This is a genomic window from Pseudomonas sp. 20P_3.2_Bac5 (assembly GCF_025466035.1).
Lineage (GTDB): Bacteria > Pseudomonadota > Gammaproteobacteria > Pseudomonadales > Pseudomonadaceae > Aquipseudomonas.
Genome location: NZ_JANLOA010000118.1, coordinates 45,896 through 64,490, shown reverse-complemented (window position 1 = coordinate 64,490; position 18,595 = coordinate 45,896). Strand labels below are relative to the sequence as shown.

The 18,595-nt window shown below is 62.4% G+C and carries 19 protein-coding genes; 10 read left to right on the top strand and 9 right to left on the bottom strand.

The genetic code is table 11. The features are described from left to right. Positions 1–135 precede the first annotated feature (135 nt). Positions 136–1,335, bottom strand: coding sequence for a tyrosine--tRNA ligase (gene tyrS, locus NTD88_RS21740; RefSeq protein WP_262153414.1), 1,200 nt, complete (start codon positions 1,333–1,335; stop codon positions 136–138). A gap of 210 nt (positions 1,336–1,545) precedes the next feature. Between tyrS and NTD88_RS21735 the strand changes: the two genes are divergently transcribed. Together NTD88_RS21735 and NTD88_RS21730 are read left to right on the top strand one after the other, a co-directional pair. Then, positions 1,546–2,973: a peptidoglycan DD-metalloendopeptidase family protein gene (locus tag NTD88_RS21735; RefSeq protein ID WP_262153375.1), complete on the top strand. Its 1,428-nt coding sequence runs from the start codon at positions 1,546–1,548 to the stop codon at positions 2,971–2,973. Positions 2,974–2,976: 3 nt separating this feature from the next. After that, positions 2,977–4,068, top strand: a complete 1,092-nt coding sequence (locus NTD88_RS21730) for an anhydro-N-acetylmuramic acid kinase (RefSeq protein WP_262153376.1) — start codon at positions 2,977–2,979, stop codon at positions 4,066–4,068. 56 nt (positions 4,069–4,124) lie between these two features. On the opposite strand, the gene erpA is transcribed toward NTD88_RS21730, so the two are convergent. Beyond that, entirely contained in the window at positions 4,125–4,475 is a 351-nt protein-coding gene (gene erpA, locus NTD88_RS21725) for an iron-sulfur cluster insertion protein ErpA (protein ID WP_095156125.1), read from the bottom strand. A gap of 144 nt (positions 4,476–4,619) precedes the next feature. Continuing rightward, a complete protein-coding gene (gene argC, locus NTD88_RS21720) occupies positions 4,620–5,654 on the bottom strand; it encodes an N-acetyl-gamma-glutamyl-phosphate reductase (protein WP_095156126.1) in 1,035 nt (344 codons plus the stop codon). A 140-nt stretch (positions 5,655–5,794) separates the two neighbouring features. Between argC and hemJ the strand changes: the two genes are divergently transcribed. The 6 genes from hemJ (at position 5,795) to NTD88_RS21690 (ending at position 10,214) form a co-directional block, all read left to right on the top strand. After that, on the top strand, positions 5,795–6,220 hold the full coding sequence (gene hemJ / locus NTD88_RS21715; RefSeq protein ID WP_262153377.1) for a protoporphyrinogen oxidase HemJ: 426 nt from the start codon (positions 5,795–5,797) through the stop codon (positions 6,218–6,220). Between the two features lie 30 nt (positions 6,221–6,250). Beyond that, entirely contained in the window at positions 6,251–7,207 is a 957-nt protein-coding gene (locus NTD88_RS21710) for an NAD(P)H-dependent flavin oxidoreductase (protein ID WP_262153378.1), read from the top strand. 61 nt (positions 7,208–7,268) lie between these two features. Then, positions 7,269–8,042, top strand: coding sequence for an SDR family NAD(P)-dependent oxidoreductase (locus NTD88_RS21705; RefSeq protein WP_095156129.1), 774 nt, complete (start codon positions 7,269–7,271; stop codon positions 8,040–8,042). A 73-nt stretch (positions 8,043–8,115) separates the two neighbouring features. Further along, entirely contained in the window at positions 8,116–8,454 is a 339-nt protein-coding gene (locus NTD88_RS21700) for a histidine triad nucleotide-binding protein (RefSeq protein ID WP_009408519.1), read from the top strand. Between the two features lie 65 nt (positions 8,455–8,519). Further along, entirely contained in the window at positions 8,520–9,167 is a 648-nt protein-coding gene (gene coq7, locus NTD88_RS21695; RefSeq protein WP_262153379.1) for a 2-polyprenyl-3-methyl-6-methoxy-1,4-benzoquinone monooxygenase, read from the top strand. Positions 9,168–9,173: 6 nt separating this feature from the next. Then, a complete protein-coding gene (locus NTD88_RS21690; protein ID WP_262153380.1) occupies positions 9,174–10,214 on the top strand; it encodes a DUF2157 domain-containing protein in 1,041 nt (346 codons plus the stop codon). A gap of 43 nt (positions 10,215–10,257) precedes the next feature. On the opposite strand, the gene NTD88_RS21685 is transcribed toward NTD88_RS21690, so the two are convergent. Then, entirely contained in the window at positions 10,258–10,680 is a 423-nt protein-coding gene (locus tag NTD88_RS21685) for an OsmC family protein (RefSeq protein ID WP_262131203.1), read from the bottom strand. A 191-nt stretch (positions 10,681–10,871) separates the two neighbouring features. Here NTD88_RS21685 and crp point away from each other — a divergent pair, with 191 nt between their 5' ends. After that, on the top strand, positions 10,872–11,516 hold the full coding sequence (crp, locus tag NTD88_RS21680; RefSeq protein ID WP_095156133.1) for a cAMP-activated global transcriptional regulator CRP: 645 nt from the start codon (positions 10,872–10,874) through the stop codon (positions 11,514–11,516). Between the two features lie 8 nt (positions 11,517–11,524). Here crp and NTD88_RS21675 read toward each other — a convergent pair whose 3' ends face one another. Genes NTD88_RS21675 through NTD88_RS21660 form a run of 4 tightly spaced genes read right to left on the bottom strand, consistent with a single transcriptional unit; the run spans position 11,525 to position 14,765 of the window. Continuing rightward, a complete protein-coding gene (locus tag NTD88_RS21675) occupies positions 11,525–12,229 on the bottom strand; it encodes a biotin/lipoate A/B protein ligase family protein (protein WP_095156134.1) in 705 nt (234 codons plus the stop codon). Between the two features lie 53 nt (positions 12,230–12,282). Beyond that, entirely contained in the window at positions 12,283–13,116 is an 834-nt protein-coding gene (gene trpC, locus NTD88_RS21670) for an indole-3-glycerol phosphate synthase TrpC (RefSeq protein WP_095156135.1), read from the bottom strand. Further along, complete coding sequence (trpD, locus tag NTD88_RS21665; protein ID WP_095156136.1) at positions 13,113–14,162, bottom strand: anthranilate phosphoribosyltransferase; 1,050 nt, start codon at positions 14,160–14,162, stop codon at positions 13,113–13,115. The genes trpC and trpD overlap by 4 nt, the downstream gene beginning before the upstream one ends. A 9-nt stretch (positions 14,163–14,171) precedes the next feature. Beyond that, a complete protein-coding gene (locus NTD88_RS21660; RefSeq protein WP_095156137.1) occupies positions 14,172–14,765 on the bottom strand; it encodes an aminodeoxychorismate/anthranilate synthase component II in 594 nt (197 codons plus the stop codon). A 360-nt stretch (positions 14,766–15,125) separates the two neighbouring features. Between NTD88_RS21660 and estP the strand changes: the two genes are divergently transcribed. Further along, positions 15,126–17,033 carry an esterase EstP gene (gene estP, locus NTD88_RS21655; protein WP_262153381.1) on the top strand — a complete coding sequence of 636 codons (1,908 nt, stop codon included), beginning with the start codon at positions 15,126–15,128 and terminating at the stop codon, positions 17,031–17,033. 79 nt (positions 17,034–17,112) lie between these two features. Here estP and trpE read toward each other — a convergent pair whose 3' ends face one another. Beyond that, entirely contained in the window at positions 17,113–18,594 is a 1,482-nt protein-coding gene (trpE, locus tag NTD88_RS21650; RefSeq protein WP_262131205.1) for an anthranilate synthase component I, read from the bottom strand. Position 18,595 lies beyond the last annotated feature (1 nt).

Below are 18,595 nucleotides of genomic sequence, written 5' to 3'. Positions count from 1 at the left end.
TCCGTTTCGACTGCGCCGGAAGTGGGGCGAATTATAGACAGATAAAACGGGGCGTCAAGAACTAATTTGAAATTGATTCAAATCAGCACCTTACGCCCTCCTCTATATATAGAAGAGGACGAGCAACGCCTTCCTTTATTCAGCCTTCAACGCAATACGAGCGAACGCCTTCTTGCCTGCCTGGCAAACATGCGTCGCGCCCAGGGCAAATACGAAACCGCGATCGACCACTTCACCATCGACCTTCACACCACCGGATGCCAGCAGATCACGAGCAGCCGCCGAGTTCTTCACCAGACCTGCCTTATTAAGGATCGCAGAGATCGGCATGTCTTCAGCAGCCGACACCTCGACCTCAGGCAGATCCTCAGGCAGCTCACCCTCTTTCATCCGGTTACCGGCTGCGCGATGCGCATTGGCTGCCGCTTCTTCACCATGGAAACGAGCAACGATTTCCTCAGCCAGCTTGATCTTGATGTCGCGCGGGTTGGCACCTGCCGCCACATCCGCACGGAAACCGTCGATCTCTTCCATGGAGCGGAAGCTGAGCAGCTCGAAGTAGCGCCACATCAGGGTGTCCGGAATCGACACGAGCTTGCTGTACATCACACCCGGTGCCTCCTGGATGCCGACGTAGTTGCCCAGCGACTTCGACATCTTCTTCACGCCATCGAGCCCTTCGAGCAATGGCATGGTGACGATGTTCTGAGCTTCCTGACCATAGCTGCGCTGCAGCTCACGCCCCATCAGCAGGTTGAACTTCTGATCGGTCCCACCCAGCTCGACGTCCGCCTTCAGCGCCACGGAGTCATAACCCTGCACCAGCGGGTAGAGGAACTCGTGGATGGCGATCGGCTGATTGGTGGTGTAACGCTTGTCGAAGTCGTCGCGCTCAAGCATCCGGGCTACGGTGTACTGCGAAGCCAGGCGAATGAAATCGGCCGGCGTCAGCCTGTCCATCCAGGTGGAGTTGAACGCCACCTCGGTCTTGGCCGGATCGAGAATCTTGAAGACCTGCTGTTTATAGGTCTCGGCGTTGTCCAGCACCTGCTCGCGGGTCAGCGGTGGACGGGTGGCGCTCTTGCCGCTCGGGTCGCCGATCATGCCGGTGAAGTCACCGATCAGGAAGATCACTTGATGACCCAGATCCTGGAACTGGCGCAGCTTGTTGATAAGCACCGTGTGCCCCAGGTGCAGGTCCGGCGCCGTCGGGTCGAAACCCGCCTTGATACGCAGCGGCTGACCGCGCTTGAGTTTCTCGACCAGTTCGGACTCGACCAATACCTCTTCCGCACCACGCTTGATTAGCGCTAGCTGCTCTTCAACCGACTTCATAACAGACCCGCAAGGCTCAGATTCAAAGGGCCCCAACCATACAAGATCAACCGCCAAATACAAGTTCCCGGGCCGGATGTGACCCGCAACCCTGTACATGACGTCTGCGCGCTTGCTTTGAAGGGGATTTGGTTATATTTTATACAGTTATTTCATCTTCATCATGTCATTCATCTTTTCCTTTTCATCTTTTTCAAAGTCTATTTATCCATGATCAAAGAACCGCCTAAAGCGCCCCCGCTTTATCCGAAGAGCCACCTGTTGGCCGCAAGCGGCATCGCCGCCTTGCTCAGCCTGGCTTTGCTGGTATTCCCGTCCAGCGAAGTGGAAGCCAAACGGACCACACTGAATCTCGAACTGGAAAGTCCCGCGGAGCAGCTCAAGGAGCAATCTGAGCAGCCAATCGCCGCCGAGGAAACCAGCACCTCGCCCTTCGCGCAGATCGACAACTCCGCGCAAACGACCGAGGAAACCGCCAAGACCGAGCCCGCCGCTGCGCAGCCGGAACCTGCAAAAGAAGTCGCCAGCAATCAGCCCAACCACCGCGAAGTGACCGTGGCCCGCGGCGATACGCTGTCGACGCTGTTCTCCAAAGTCGGCCTCCCCGCCAATGTCGTGCACGAAGTGCTGGCCAGTAACAAGCAGGCCAAGCAGTTCAGCCAACTCAAGCATGGCCAGGTACTGCAGATCGAACTGGACAAGGACGGTCAACTGGCCAGCCTGCACAGCAAGGTCAACGACCTGGAAACCATCCGCCTGAACAAGAGCGCCAACGGCTTTGTCTTCAACCGCGAAGTGACCAAACCCGTGGTCCGCTCCGCGTATGTGCACGGCGTGATCAAGAGCTCGCTCTCCGCCTCCGCGCAGCGTGCCGGCCTGTCTCACAACATGACCATGGACATGGCCAGCATCTTTGGCTACGACATCGACTTCGCCCAGGACATCCGCCAGGGCGACGAATTTGATGTGATCTACGAACAGAAGGTCATCGACGGCAAAGTCGTCGGCAACGGCAACATCCTCTCGGCGCGCTTCACCAACCGCGGCAAGAGCTACAGCGCCGTGCGCTACACCAACAAGCTCGGAACCACCAGCTACTACACCGCCGACGGCAACAGCATGCGCAAGGCGTTCATCCGTACTCCGGTGGACTTCGCCCGCATCAGCTCGCGCTTCTCCGCTGGCCGCAAGCATCCGATCCTGAACAAGATCCGCGCCCACAAAGGCGTCGACTACGCAGCCCCGCGCGGCACGCCGATCAAGGCCGCCGGCGACGGCAAGGTCCTGCTGGCCGGGCGCCGTGGCGGTTACGGCAACACCGTGATCATCCAGCACGGCAACACCTACCAGACCCTGTACGGCCACATGCAAGGCTTCGCCAAGGGCGTGAAGACCGGCGGCACCGTCAAGCAGGGCCAGGTCATCGGCTACATCGGCACCACCGGCCTGTCCACCGGACCGCACCTGCACTACGAGTTCCAGGTCAACGGTGTGCACGTCGACCCGCTGGGCCAGAAACTGCCCATGGCCGACCCGATCGCCAAGGCCGAGCGCCAGCGCTTCATGCAGTTGAGCCAGCCGCTTATCGCGCGCATGGACCAGGAAAAGGCCACCATGCTGGCCTTGAACAAGCGCTAAGCCATGGCGCTTTATCTGGGGGTGATGTCCGGCACCAGCCTTGATGGCCTGGACATCGCCTTGATCGAACAGGAGCAGCGGACCTCGCTGCTCGCTACCCACTACATCCCCATGCCCGAATCGCTGCGCCTGGCCATGCTCGGCCTCTGCGCCAGCGGCCCGGACGAGATCGCCCGTGCCGCCCTGGCCGAGGCGGAGTGGGTGCGGCTAGCGGCGGAAGGTATCAAGCATCTGCTCGACAGCCGCCAACTTCGCCCCGAGGACATTCGCGCAATCGGCAGCCACGGCCAGACGATCCGGCACGAGCCGGCACGCGGCTTCACTGTTCAGATCGGCAACCCGGCCTTGCTGGCCGAATTGACCGGCATCACCGTCGTTGGCGACTTCCGCCGCCGCGACGTCGCTGCCGGCGGTCAGGGTGCACCGTTGGTTCCGGCCTTCCATGAAGCCTTGTTCAGCAATCAGGGCGAGCGTCTTGCTGTCCTCAATGTCGGAGGTTTCAGCAATCTGAGCCTGATCGAGCAGGACAAGCCCGTCAGCGGTTTCGATTGCGGCCCGGGCAACGTACTTCTCGACGCCTGGATCAACGAGAAACTGGGTCATGCCTACGATGCCAACGGCACATGGGCTGCCAGCGGAAAGGTACTTCCAGGTCTGCTCAGCAGCCTGCTCAGCGATCCGTTCTTTGCGGGCACGGGCCCGAAGAGCACCGGCCGGGAGCTGTTCAATCTGCCCTGGCTGCACCACCAGCTCAGTACACAGCCACCGTGTGCAGATGAAGACGTCCAGGCGACACTGCTGGAGTTGACCGCCCTGAGCATCGTCGACTCGCTGAATAAAGCCCAGCAGGACACCCAGGTCCTTCTGGTTTGCGGCGGCGGTGCCCACAACGGCACGTTGATGGCGCGATTGGAAAACCTGCTGCCAGGTGCGCGGGTCAGCAGCACGGCAGACTTCGGTGTCGACCCCGACTGGGTCGAAGCCATGGCCTTCGCCTGGCTTGCCCATTGCTGCCTGGAAGGCATCGCCGGCAATCGCCCAAGCGTCACCGGTGCCCGCGGCTTACGGGTATTGGGCGCCATCTACCCGGCATAAACCGCAAAAAGCAAAACGCCGCGCATCAGCGCGGCGTTCAGCAACATCCCGGCAAATCAGATCGAGAACGAGGAACCGCAACCACAGGTGGTCGTGGCGTTCGGGTTCTTGATGATGAAGCGCGAACCTTCCAGACCTTCCTGGTAGTCCACTTCGGCACCTGCCAGGTACTGGAAGCTCATCGGGTCAACCACCAGGGCAACGCCCTCGCGCTCGACAATGGTGTCGTCTTCAGCGACATCTTCATCGAAAGTGAAGCCATACTGGAAGCCGGAGCAACCGCCACCCGTCACGAATACTCGCAACTTCAGACGATCATTGCCCTCTTCGTCTACCAGGGTCTTCACCTTGTGCGCGGCGTTATGCGTGAACTGCAAAACCGAAGGGGTGAAGGATTCGACGCTCATGCTGAATATCTCCCGGCGCTATGCCGCCATAATGCGTGATGGCGCGCATTATCCGCTTCCCCTAGAAAATTGGTCAACTATAGAAGCGGCATCAGGCTACAAGCGGAAGGTATAAGTCCCGCCCGCAGCCCGATGTGGTAGCCGTTAAGGCAGCAGCCCGGCGTGGGACAGGCCCAGGCGCTCGTCGAGGCCAAAGAGGATGTTGAGGTTCTGCACCGCCTGGCCCGAAGCGCCCTTCACCAGGTTGTCGATGACCGACAGTACCACCACCAGATCGCCGCCTTGCGGACGATGCACGGCGATACGGCAGACGTTGGCACCACGCACGCTACGGGTTTCCGGGTGGCTGCCGGCCGGCATCACGTCGACGAACGGCTCATCGGCGTAGCGCTTCTCGAACAGCGCCTGCAGGTCCACCGAGGTATCGGCGACCGTCGCGTACAGCGTCGAGTGAATGCCGCGGATCATCGGGGTCAGGTGCGGAACGAAGGTCAGGCCGACGTCACCACCCGCCGCCCGGCGCAGGCCCTGGCGAATTTCAGGCAGGTGACGGTGACCTTTGACCGCGTAGGCCTTCATGCTTTCGCCCGCCTCGCAGAACAGCGAACCCACGCTGGCACCGCGGCCGGCACCGCTCACGCCCGACTTGCAGTCGGCGATCAGACGCGAAGTGTCGGCGATGCCTGCTTCCAGCAGCGGCAGGAAGCCCAACTGGGTTGCAGTGGGGTAGCAACCCGGCACCGCGATCAGGCGCGCCTGGCGGATCTGCTCGCGATTAACTTCCGGCAGGCCGTAGACCGCGTCCTTGAGCAGCTCAGGTGCACCGTGCGGCTGGCCGTACCATTTGGCCCATTCATCGGCGTCCTGCAGGCGGAAGTCGGCGGACAGGTCGATGACCTTGGTACCCGCCGCCAGCAATTCACCGGCCAGCGCGTGGGCGACGCCGTGCGGGGTGGCGAAGAACACCACATCACAGGCGGCGAGGGTCTTGGTATCCGGGACGCTGAACGCCAGGCCGTCGTAGTGGCCTCGCAGGTTCGGGTACATGTCGGCCACGGGCAGGCCCGCCTCGGAGCGAGAAGTGATGACTGCAACTTCAGCCTGAGGATGCTGTGCCAGCAGACGCAGCAATTCGACACCGGTGTAACCCGTGCCGCCGACGATACCGACCTTGACCATATACCTGCCCCCTATCAACGAACCGACTGGAAAGCCGACGATGATAGGGGCCAGCGACTACGCCTACAACCGTTGAGATGACGGGCGCGGCACCGAACTACTACTATCTGACGACCGTCAACCTGAAAGGAATAAAAAACATGCTGTACCTATGGATCAAAGCCTTGCACATCGTCAGCGTCGTCTGCTGGTTTGCAGGACTTTTCTACCTGCCCCGCCTGTTCGTCTACCACGCCCAGAGCAAAGACAGCATCAGCCGCGACCGCTTCGTGGTCATGGAACGCAAGCTCTACCGCTTCATCATGGGCCCGGCGATGATCGCCGCCTTCGTCTTCGGGATCTGGATGCTGATCCTGAGCCCCGGCTTTCTCAGCCAGGGCTGGCTCCACGCCAAGCTCACCCTTGTCATTCTGCTGACCGGCTACCATCACATGTGCGGCGCCAACGTGAAACGCTTCGTCCGCGGCGACAACACCCGCAGCCACACCTACTTCCGCTGGTTCAATGAAGTGCCCGTGTTGATGCTGCTGGGCATTGTAATTCTGGTGGTCGTCAAACCGTTCTGACAGTAGCCACCCCCGACCCGAGAATCCGCCATGTCACTGCCTGCCCTGCTCGAACAACGCCTGCGCCTGCCCGTGGTGGCGGCGCCGATGTTTCTCATATCGAACCCGCAACTGGTGCTCGCCTGTTGTCGCAATGGCGTGGTGGGCAGTTTCCCGGCCCTGAACCAGCGCGAAACCACCGGTTTCAAGGCCTGGCTGGAAGAAATCGAGGCGGGGCTGGACGGGCTTGAGCGCGCAGCTCCCTACGCGGTGAACCTGATCGTCCATCAGAGCAATCCGCGCCTGCAGGCGGATTTGGCGGTGTGTATCGAGCACAAGGTGCCGATCGTCATCACCAGCCTCGGGGCGGTCAAGGAAGTCGTGGATGCCGTGCACAGCTACGGCGGCCTGGTGTTTCACGATGTCACCACCCGCCGCCATGCCGAGAAAGCTGCACAGGCCGGGGTCGATGGCCTGATCGCGGTCGCGGCAGGCGCCGGCGGGCATGCCGGGACCTGGAGCCCGTTCGCCCTGGTCAGCGAGATTCGCCAGTTCTTCGACAAGACCTTGTTGCTGGCCGGGTGCCTGAACACAGGCCGTGAAATTCTCGCCGCGCAACTGCTGGGCGCCGACCTGGCCTATCTCGGCACCCACTTCATTGCCAGCCAGGAAAGCCAGGCGCCTGCGCAATACAAGGACATGCTGCTGCAAGCCAAGGCCGCCGATATCGTTCATACGCCAGCGGTGTCCGGCGTGCCGGCGAGCTTCATGCGCCAGAGCCTGGAGAAAGCCGGCTACGACCTGGCCAACCTGAACAAGGGTGGCGAGATCCAGCTCAAACCTATTCACGACGAAGCGAAGGCCTGGAAGACCGTCTGGTCCGCCGGCCAAGGCGTGGGCGGTATCGATGAGCAGTTGCCGACACAGGCACTGATCGAGCGCCTGGACACCGAATATCGCCAGGCCCTGGCCAACGCCCAGCGCCTCGGCACGCACTGGCCGCGCTGAGCGAGCGGCCTTTGTGTAGACTAGGCCGCCCTTTCAAACGCCCCCGCCATTGGAGAACTGCATGACCCGTTACGCCATGATCACCGGTGCCTCCAGCGGTCTGGGCCTGGCACTGGCCGAAGCATTGGCGCGTCGGGGGCGCAACTTGATCCTGGTGGCACGCCAGCGCGACCTGCTGGAACCCGTCGCCATCGAGCTGACCCAGCGTTTCGGCGTGGAAGTCTTGTTCCGCGCCTGCGATATCGGCGAGCCGCTGCGCTTGTCGGGCTTCCTGCTGGAGCTCGAAGAAAGCGATCGGCACATCGACCTGCTGGTCAATTGCGCCGGGATTCGTTCCTACGGTCATTTCCTCGCGCAGGAATGGGCCGACGAGCAAGACCTCATCGAAGTGAACATCATCGCCCTGACCCGCCTGTGCCATGCCATGGGCAATGCCATGGCCGTGCAGGGCGGCGGGCAGATTCTCAATGTCGCGTCGCTGGCCGCCTTCGCGCCGGGCCCATGGATGAGCAGCTATGCCGCCAGCAAGGCGTACGTGCTGCACTTCTCCGAAGGGTTGCGCGAGGAACTGAAGCAAACTGGCATCAAGGTCTCGGTCCTCTGCCCCGGGCCGGTCCGCTCGCCCAACCGGCGCATCCCGCGCCTCGAGTCCGGCAAGCGCTGCCTGAGCCCCGAAGAAGTGGCGCTCTACACAGTTCGCGCGCTGGACCGCAACAAGGCGATCATCATTCCCGGCCGGCGCAACCGCTGGCTGGCCTTCAGTCCGCGTCTGCTGACACGCTGGATGAGCCGCAAACTGGCCGGCGCCATCAACCGCGCCTACTGCCCGCGCTGAATCGAATCGCTACTGGGCGGCGGCGCGCGGGCTGAGTACACTCAGGCCCGACCACCACCATGGAGCAAGCGTTGTGGAAACTATTTTCACCAAGATCATCAACCGGGAGATCCCGGCCAAGATCATCTACGAAGACGACCAGGTCCTGGCGTTCCACGATATCGCCCCCCAGGCCCCGGTACATTTCCTGGTAATCCCGAAAAAGCCGATCCGCACCCTCAACGACCTCACCGAGGAAGACAAGGGCCTGGCCGGACACATCCTGTTCACCGCGCAGCGGCTGGCCAAGGAACTGGGCTGCGAAGACGGTTTCCGCGTCGTGATGAACTGCAACGAGCTGGGCGGGCAGACGGTCTACCACATCCACATGCACGTGCTCGGCCAGCGCCAAATGCACTGGCCACCGGGCTGATCCAGCGCAAGCCCTGTCACATCGATTGGGTTAAACTGTCGGGCACATTCTTGCGGAGGTGCCCGATGGCTACCGAACGTCAATATTCCCCGCTCGACCGCTTGTTGCTGCAGGCCGACACCGCCATGCGCACCTTGCTGCCCTTCAGCGGCCAACCTACCCGCCCGTCCCCGGCGATCGTCCAGCCCGAGTCCGAGCTCGACGAGAAACAGACCCGCCACATCGCTGGCCTCATGCGCATCAACCACACCGGCGAAGTCTGCGCCCAGGCGCTGTATCAGGGCCAAGCCTTGACCGCCAAGCTGCCGCAAGTGCGCAAGGCCATGGAACAAGCCGCCGATGAAGAAATCGACCACCTGGCCTGGTGCGAACAGCGCATCCGTCAGTTGGGCAGCCATCCGAGCGTGCTCAACCCGCTGTTCTACGGCCTGTCCTTCGGCATTGGCGCCTTTGCCGGGCTGATCAGCGACAAAGTCAGCCTGGGTTTCGTCGCCGCTACCGAGCACCAGGTCTGCAAGCACCTGGACGAGCACCTGGAGCAGATCCCGCCGGAAGATGAGAAATCCCGCGCCATCCTCGAACAGATGCGTATCGACGAAGAGCACCACGCCGAGTCGGCGCTCAACGCTGGCGGCTTCCGCTTCCCGGCCCCGGTCAAATTTGGCATGAGCCTGATGGCCAAGGTCATGACCAAAAGCACCTACCGCATCTGATCCGCCATGACCGGGCGCTTCGATGCCAGTGACCTGACCCGCGCGGTCGACGCGGGCGTCCTCGACGCCGCGCAAAAACAGGCGCTGCTGTCCTTTCTGGAGCAGCAGACGCCACGACAGGCCAGCTTCCAGTTGGCCCACGTCGCCTTCTACCTTGGCGCCCTGCTGATCATGGGCGCCATGGGCTGGCTGCTCAGTGAAGCCTGGATGCGCATCGGCGATGGCGCGCTGCTGACGGTTGCGCTGGCCTACATTCTGCTGCTGACCCTGGGCGGCCTGGCGTTGCAACGCCGAGGCCAGCTCATTCCCGGAGGCGTCCTCGCCGCAGTGGCGGTCAGCATCGTGCCGCTGGCGGTGTTCGCCATTGAGCGCCTCGCCGGCTTCTGGCCACTGGACGACAACCAGTCCAACTACCACCACTACTACACCTACGTGCAAGGCGGCTGGCTGCTGATGGAGTTGGCGACGGTGTGCGCCGGCCTGCTGATGCTGCGGCTGATCCCTTTCCCGTTCATCGTCATGCCGATCGCCCTCGCGCTGTGGTTCATTTCCATGGACCTGACGGAATGGCTTTATGGCTCACCGTTCGACTGGGATCAGCGCCAGCAGGTGTCGCTTTGGTTCGGCCTGGGGTTGCTGATGGTGTTCCTGCTGATCGACGGCCGCACCCGCCAGGACTTCGCCTTCTGGGGCTACCTGGCCGGATTGCTGGCGTTCTGGGGAGGACTGACGTCGATGAACAGCGACAGTGAAGTGGGCAAGGCCCTGTACTGCCTGATCAACCTGGGGCTGATGTTGATCGCCGTGCTGTTGCGCCGGCCGATGTTCATGGTCTTCGGCGCACTGGGCGTGGCGGCGTACCTGGGTTATCTGTCGTATGAAGTGTTCGCCGACTCGCTGCTGTTCCCGCTGGTATTGAGCGTGATCGGCCTGGGCGTGATTGGCCTGGGGCTGCTGTATCAGAAGCATCGCGAGCGCTTGAGCGCGACATTGCGCGCCGCCATTCCGACGGGCGTGATGGCATTGTTGCCGGGGTTGCGTCGCTGAACCTTGCCACGGAGCTGTCGGGCTCCGTGGAAGTTGCCACGGCTCAGCCGAGTTCGACGATCTCGTAGCTGTGGGTGATGTCCACACCCGCGCGGCCCAGCATGATCGAGGCCGAGCAGTACTTCTCCGCGGACAGTTCCACGGCACGCTTGACCTGCGCTTCCTTCAGACCACGCCCCTTGACCACAAAGCGCAGGTGAATCTTGGTGAAGACCTTCGGGTCTTCATCCGCCCGCTCGGCTTCCAGGAAGGCTTCGCAGCTTTCCACGGCCTGGCGGGATTTCTTCAGGATGCTGACCACATCGAAATTGCTGCAGCCGCCCAGGCCCAACAGCAGCATTTCCATCGGACGGACACCGAGATTGCGACCACCGGCATCGGGCGGACCGTCCATTACCACGACGTGGCCGCTGCCCGATTCACCGAGGAACATGGCCTCACCGGCCCACTGGATACGCGCCTTCATTAACCGGTCTCCCCTTGCTTGAAAAAATGGCTGCCAGCTTAGTCCCTACACGCACAGGCGAAAAGACTTAAGCGTTCGATCAAATCTGCCGACACAGAGGGTGGTCTGATAAACTGGCGCCAAATTGATGGCGTTTTGCACCCATCCCACCTACAAGAATACTCACGGACCGCGTATTTCGGGGCTTAACCATGGTTGCCGCAGCACTTCCAGCCAAGATCAAAAACGTCGACAAGTTGCTCGCTCATTGCCAGCGTCGTCGTTTTGCAGCAAAAACCAACATCCTCAGTGCTGGCGACACAGCCGATACCCTGTCGTTCATCGTCAAGGGCTCGGTCACGATCCTTATCGAGGACGATGAGGGCAGGGAAATGATCATCGCCTACCTCAATAGCGGTGATTTCTTCGGAGAACTGGGCCTGTTCGAGCCTGCGGGCAAGGAGCAACACCGCAGTGCTTGGGTACGGGCCAAGACCGAATGCGAGGTCGCGGAAATCAGCTACGAGAAATTCCGCGAACTGGCACGCCAGGATCCGGACATTCTCTATGCCCTGGGCAGCCAGATGGCCCAGCGCCTGCGCAACACCACCCGCAAGGTCGGCGATCTCGCCTTCTTCGATGTCACCGGACGGGTTGCCCGCTGCCTGCTGGAGCTGTGCAAGCAGCCGGACGCCATGACTCACCCGGACGGCATGCAGATCAAGATCACCCGCCAGGAAATCGGCCGGATCGTGGGTTGTTCACGGGAGATGGTCGGTCGCGTTCTGAAGGACCTGGAAGAACGCAACCTGGTCAACGTGAAGGGCAAGACCATGGTGGTCTTCGGCACGCGCTGAACCCAGGGTCAATCCTTGGGGATAGCCTCGATGGTCCGGGCGTAAGCCTGGGCCAGCCGCTCCAGCAGCGGCGCTTCGGGGACCACTTCATGCAGGGCGATGTGACTGTCGGCCAGACAGCGCTGTTCCAGCTCGCAACATTCATTGAAGCGGTTGACCGCCGCCACCATCGACTCGCGCTCGTTATCCAGCAGCAGCGCCCCATGCACCAGCACAACCGGTCGTTTGCCACCGAGGCCCTGACGCCAGCGCTGGGCCGTGCCGACCAACTTGCGACCATTGAGGTTGACGTTGTAACGCCCGTCGCAGAACGCCCCTTCGATCTCACCGACCGACGCCACCCCGCCCCATTCCCGCAGCACCTCGCACAACGGCTCGCACAGGCGCAGGTAAGCGTTCTCGATGCGTCCGTTATCGCCTTCGCTGCGCGGCGCCACATACACCAACGCGATATTGATCACCGCAGGCGATTGCGGCACCGGCTCGCCGCCCGTCTCGCGCAACAATACCGGCCAGCCGGAAATCGCCAGTTCGCCGCAAGCGGCCTCGAAGCCCTCCAGCCGGCTCATGCGCCGTGGCATCACCAGCGCCCGGTCCGTAGGGCGCCAGAACAGCACGCCGTGATCACGCTCGCCCTTGCAAACGGCCGCCAGCAGATCCTGCTCGGCATGCAGCCCGGCCTCGACGGTGACGGCAACAGGTTGTTCAGTCATGACAATCATCCTGAAAGAAAAAAGCCGGCAATGAATGCCGGCTTTCGAAGGGATCAGTCCAGCCCGTTCAGGCCTTGCACCACGCGTCCCGGGAAGAACAGGCGCTGCAACTCCAGCCCTGGCTGTTCGGCACGCATGAAGGCTTCGCCCACCAGGAACGAGTAGACCTCGTTGATTTCCATCAGCTCGACATCGGCGCGATTGAGGATGCCGCTCTCGGTGATGGCCAGGCGATCGCGAGGGATGCGTGGCAACAGGTCGAGGGTGGTTTCCAGGCTCACTTCGAAGGTGTGCAGGTTGCGGTTGTTGACGCCGACCAACGGGGTGTCGAGGGTCTTCAGCGCGCGCTCCAGCTCGTCACCGTCGTGCACTTCCACCAGCACGTCGAGGCCGACGCTCTTGGCGGTGGCCGCCAGTTCGGCCATCTTCACGTCATCCAGAGCGGAGACGATCAGCAGCACGCAGTCGGCGCCCAGGGCGCGGGCTTCGACGATCTGGTACGGATCGATCATGAAGTCCTTGCGGATCACCGGCAGTTGCACCGCGGCACGGGCCTGCTGCAGATAGACGTCGGCGCCCTGGAAGTAATCAACATCGGTCAGCACCGACAGGCAGGTTGCCCCACCCTTCTCGTAGCTGACGGCGATATCGGCGGGCACGAAGTCCTCGCGGATCACGCCCTTGCTCGGCGATGCTTTCTTGATCTCGGCGATCACCGCTGGCTGCTTGCGCTTGGCCTGCTCGATCAGGGCGTTGGCGAATCCGCGCGGCGCGTCGGCGGCAGCCGCCAGACGTTCCAGTTCGGCGAGGCTGACCCGGGCGCTACGCTCGGCGACTTCCTCGACCTTACGGGCGAGGATCTTTTCCAGAACCGTCGGCACACTCATCCTTCGTTCTCCTGCTTGAATACCGCGGTAAAGGCGCCCAGCTCTTCGAGTTTTTCCCGGGCAAGGCCGGTGTGCAGCGCATCGTGAGCAAGCTCGACGCCCTGCTTGAGGCTCATGGCATGGTCCGCGGCGTAAAGCGCGGCGCCGGCGTTGAGCACGATCATCTCCGCGGCCTTCTGGCCGTTTTCGGTTTTGCGCCGGCCAATGGCGTCGCGAATCAGCGCCAGCGATTCTTCCGGACCGCTTACCGACAAGCCGTGCAGGCTCTGGCTCTTCATGCCGAGGTCTTCGGGCTCGACCCAGTATTCGCTGATCTCGCCGTTCTTCAGTTCGGCAACGAAGGTCGGCGCGGCCAGGCTGAACTCGTCCAGCCCGTCCTTGGAGTGCACCACCAACACGTGCTTGCTGCCGAGACGCTGCAGCACTTCGGCCAGCGGACGGCACAGCGCCTGGGTGAACACGCCGACCACCTGATGCTTGACCCCGGCCGGATTCGTAAGCGGGCCGAGCATGTTGAACAGGGTGCGTAGACCCAGGTCGCGACGCGGGCCGGCGGCATATTTCATGGCGCTGTGGTGAGTCTGGGCGAACATGAAGCCGATGCCCACGCTGTCGATGCAACGAGCGACCTGGACCGGCGTCAGGTTCAGATAGATACCGGCGGCTTCCAGCAGGTCGGCGCTGCCGCTCTTGCCCGAAACGGCGCGGTTGCCGTGCTTGGCCACGGTGCAACCGGCGGCGGCAACGACGAAGGCCGACGCGGTGGACACGTTGAAGATATTCGCGCCATCGCCGCCGGTGCCAACCACGTCGACCACGCCGTCGAGGCTGTTGAGCTCGACCTTGTCAGCCAGCTCGCGCATGACCGAAACGGCACCGACGATCTCGTCGATGCTTTCGCTCTTCATGCGCATGCCCATCATGAAGGCGCCGATCTGCGCCTCGGTGCACTGACCGGTCATGATCTGGCGCATCACACCGCGCATTTCCTCGGTGGACAGGTCCAGCTGATCGACGATCCGACCCAACGCGTTCTTGATATCCATATTCAATCCTTAGCGGTGGCCGCCGGTCTGCTTGAGGAAATTGGCGAACAGCGCGTGGCCCTGCTCAGTGAGGATCGATTCGGGGTGGAACTGTACGCCTTCGACGTTCAGGGTCTTGTGACGCAGGCCCATGATTTCGTCGATCGAACCGTCTTCCAGCGCGGTCCAGGCAGTCAGTTCAAGGCAATCAGGCAGAGTCTCGCGCTTCACCACGAGCGAGTGGTAGCGGGTCACGGTCAGCGGATTGTTCAGGCCGGTGAACACGCCTGTGTTCTCGTGTACTACAGGGCTGGTCTTGCCGTGCATGACCTGGCGGGCACGGACCACCTCACCGCCGAAAGCCTGGCCGATGGACTGGTGGCCCAGGCACACGCCCAGGATCGGCAGCTTGCCGGCGAAATGCTTGATGGCTTCGAGGGAAACACCGGCTTCGGTCGGGGTGCACGGACCGGGAGAGACGACAATGCGCTCGGGCTGCAGGGCTTCGATCTGGGCGATGGTCAGTTCGTCGTTGCGAATGACCTTGACCTCCGCCCCCAACTCGCCGAAGTACTGCACGACGTTGTAGGTGAAGGAATCGTAGTTGTCGATCATCAGTAACATCTGGGTTCAACCTCTTGAATACTGACTTTGAATAACCGCCTTTCGCGATACAGGGCTGCCCGACGCACAGCAGGTGTGCGCTGTTGCGGGGCGTGAAGCGATTTCGGAAAGGCAAAACGTAACGGGCCGGCACTGGCCGGCGGGAGATAAAGTCAGGCGCGCCAACGCCAACGGGCGTGGGCCTTGATAACGCGCATCAAGAGTTTGCTGACGATCAACACGGGGTAGGTCTCGTTCATACGTTTCGGCACAGTAGCTCACGGAAACATTGCGTGCAATATCGACAAGGCAGGATCCGGGGTATTTGCTACTTTCTTCGGACGCAATACCAAAAACAAAGACAAAAAAAGGACTCTTGCGATGAGAAAGTGCCGTTATCTGCGTCAATCCGCTGCATGTCTGCTGGCCGCAGCCTGCTCCACCGCTATTGCAAGCCCCTCGCCTTACTCCACCATGATCGTTTTCGGCGACAGCCTCGCCGATGCCGGGCAGTTTCCCGACTCAGCCGGGGCGCCAGGCACCAGCCAGCGCTACACCAACCGCAATGCCGACGGCAGCTTTGCGCCCGTGTCGCCGATGATCCTGGGTGGCTACCTCGGAATCGCACCCGGTGACCTGAATGCCTCCACTTCGCCCATGAATGCAGCCCTCGGTATCCCCGACGGCAACAACTGGGCAACCGGAGGCTATCGCACCGACCAGATCTTCCAATCCATCACCGGCGAATCGCTGGTGGTGATCCCGCCCGGCAACCCCGGTGCGGGCACGGTACTGCGGCAGAAGCCCGGCTACCTTGCCGGCGGACGACTGGCCGATCCCAATGCCCTGTATTACCTGACCGGTGGCGGCAACGACTTCCTTCAGGGGTTGATCACCTCCCCCGTCGGAGCCGCCACGTCGGCAACCCAACTGGCCGCCAGCGCCCAGGCCCTGCAACAGGCGGGCGCACGTTACATCATGGTCTGGCTGCTGCCCGATCTCGGCCTGACGCCTGCCCTCAACGGCACACCGCTGCAAGGCCCGAGTTCGCAGCTCAGCGCCGTCTTCAACCAGACACTCGTCGCCAGCCTCGCCCGGATCGACGCCGAGATCATCCCGCTGAACATCCCGTTGCTGTTTCAGGAGGCCCTCGCCTCACCGGTGCAGTTCGGCCTGGCCAGCGATCAGAACCTGATCAATACCTGCTACAGCGGCAATGGCTGCGTGCAGAATCCGGTGTATGGCGCCAACGGCACCACCCCGGATCCGACCAAGCTGTTGTTCAACGACTCGGTGCACCCGACCATCGCCGGCCAACGGATGATTGCCGACTACGGCTATTCGATCCTCTCCGCGCCCTGGGAACTAACGCTGCTACCGGAAATGGCCCACGGCACATTGCGCGCCCACCAGGACGAACTGCGCAATCAGTGGCAGGCCGACTGGCAGCCAGCCGGGCAATGGCAGGCGATTGTGGCGGCAGGTGGCCAGAACCTCGACTTCGACAGCCAGCGCAGTTCCGCCAGCGCCGACGGTCGCGGCTACAACCTGACCGTTGGTGGCAGCTACCGCCTCGATGAAGCCTGGCGCGCCGGCATCGCTGGCGGCGTGTACCGGCAGAAACTGGAAGCCGGCGCGCAGGACTCCGACTACCGCCTCGACAGCTACCTCGCCACCGCCTTCGCGCAGTTCCATCAAGGCCGCTGGTGGGCAGATGCGGCGCTGACCGGTGGCCGGCTGGACTACGACGACCTCGAGCGTACCTTCGCCCTCGGCCCGAACAACCGCAGCGAGAAAGGTGACACCGATGGCGACTTGCTTGCCGTCTCCGCCCGCCTCGGCTTCGAGCTGGCCGCGCCGGGCAGCGACTGGCAGCTTTCGCCGTTCGTTAGCGCCGATTACGCCCGTGTCGAGGTGGATGGCTACAGCGAAAAAGGTGCGCGCGCCACGGCACTGACCTTCGACGATCAGAAACGCGACTCACGGCGGCTGGGCGTGGGCTTGCAGGGCAAATACCGGGTAGCGCCGGCGACGCTGCTGTTCGGCGAAGTGGCCCATGAGCATGAGTTCGAGGACGACCGTCAGGACCTGACCCTGCACCTCAACAGCCTGCCGGCCAACGACTTCACCCTGACCGGCTATACGCCGCAGAGCAATCTCAACCGGGTGAGTGTGGGGTTGAGCCAGAGCCTGGCGCCGGGGTTGGCGCTGCGTGGCGGCTATAACTGGCGCAAGAGCGATGAGCTGACTCAGCAGGGGGTCAATCTGGCGCTGAGCCTGGAGTTCTGACAGCGGCCTATCGCGAGCCAGCTCGCTCCTACAGGGTTTGGTGCATTCCTGTAAGAGCGAGCTTGCTCGCGATCAGGCATCACTGTTTCGGCGTCTGCTCAGCCAGCGCCACCGCGCGGAACATTGCGCGACGCTTGTTGATGGTTTCCTCCCACTCCAGCGCCGGCACCGAGTCGGCGACGATGCCGCCACCGGCCTGCACATGCAGCTCACCGTCCTTGATCACCGCGGTGCGAATCGCAATGGCGGTGTCCATGTTGCCGTTCCAGGCGAAATAACCCACCGCGCCACCGTAGACGCCACGCTTGACCGGCTCCAGCTCGTCGATGATTTCCATCGCGCGAATCTTCGGCGCACCGGACAAGGTGCCCGCCGGCAGGATGGCGCGCAGCGCGTCCATCGCGGTCAGGCCGCTCTTCAGTTGGCCGGTGACGTTGGAAACGATGTGCATCACGTTGGAATAACGCTCGATGACCATCTTCTCGGTGACCTTGACCGAACCGGTTTCCGACACACGACCCGCGTCGTTGCGGCCCAGGTCGATCAGCATCAGGTGCTCGGCGATTTCCTTGTCATCGGACAGCAGGTCTTCTTCAAGTGCCCGGTCGGCTTCCTCGTTGGCGCCACGTGGACGGGTGCCCGCAATCGGACGCACGGTGACCAGATTGTCTTCGACCCGCACCAGCACTTCCGGCGAGCTGCCGACCACGTGGAAATCGCCAAAGTTGAAGAAGTACATGTACGGCGTCGGGTTGAAGCAGCGCAACGCACGGTACAGGTCGATCGGCGCGGCCTTGAAGTCGATGGACATCCGTTGCGACGGCACGACCTGCATGCAGTCGCCGGCGAGAATGTATTCCTTGATGGTATCGACGGCGCGCTCGTAGTCAGCCTGAGTGAAACTGGAGCGGAACTCAGGCTCGGCAGCCTGCGCACCGCTGAAGTCGAGGCCACGGCGCGGGGTGATCGGCTGACGCAGTTGTTCGAGCAGGTCCTGCAGTCGCGCCTGACCTTGCTCGTAGGCATCGTCCTGGGACGGATCGGCGAGAACGATGGCGTGCATCTTGCCTGCGAGGTTATCGAAGACCACCACCGCGTCGGACACCATCAGCAGGATATCCGGCACGCCCAGCGGATCCGGGTTCGGGCACTTGCCCAGGCGCTTCTCGACATACCGCACGCAGTCATAGCCGAAGTAACCGACCAGGCCGCCGTTGAAGCGCGGCAGGCCAGGAATGGTCGGCACCTTGTAGCGTTCTTTGAAGGCTTCGACGAAGGCCAGCGGATCTTCCACATCGTGGCGCTCGATTTCGACGCCGTCGTGGGTGATCCGGACCTGATGGTCATACACCCTCAGCACGGTGCGGCACGGCAGACCGATGATCGAGTAACGGCCCCACTTCTCGCCGCCTTGCACCGATTCGAGCAGATAGGAGTTGGGTTGGTCGGCGAGCTTCAGGTAGATCGACAGCGGTGTGTCGAAGTCGGCCAGGGTTTCGCAGGCCAGGGGAATGCGGTTATAGCCGGCAGCGGCCAGGCGCAGGAATTCTTCGCGGATCATG